General features: G+C 45.2%; 1 protein-coding gene. It reads right to left on the bottom strand.

The window, feature by feature from the left end; all coding sequences use genetic code 11:
- Positions 1-23: 23 nt before the first annotated feature.
- A complete protein-coding gene (locus FS736_RS24610; RefSeq protein WP_186326916.1) occupies positions 24-197 on the bottom strand; it encodes a hypothetical protein in 174 nt (57 codons plus the stop codon).
- Positions 198-292 lie beyond the last annotated feature (95 nt).

Genomic DNA, 292 nt, shown 5'->3' with positions numbered 1-292 from the left:
CACTCCCCAACATCTTCAACGATCTAAAGGCTGATCTTCCCTCTGACATACCCAATCACCCATATTTCAAAAACTCCCCACACCAGCCTCTCCTCCTTTTCAATACGCTCCTTACACTCACCAAGCCCCAAGCCCATTCTCACAACCCCAACCCCTCCCAAACCTTCACCCATAAACTCATCACCCTCTTCAATCAACCTCAACAACCACTCATTTTCATCCTTTCCCGCAAACCCCCTCAAACTAAATTAAACTTCATTCATCAAATCAAACATAAGATCATCATCTCTCC

The sequence above is a fragment of the Cytobacillus oceanisediminis 2691 genome, from assembly GCF_007678455.1.
In the GTDB taxonomy this organism is placed as follows: Bacteria; Bacillota; Bacilli; order Bacillales; family Cytobacillaceae; genus Mesobacillus; species Mesobacillus oceanisediminis_A.
The sequence above is the reverse complement of the archived record's forward strand: the minus strand, read 5'-3'. Positions and strand labels throughout refer to the sequence as shown.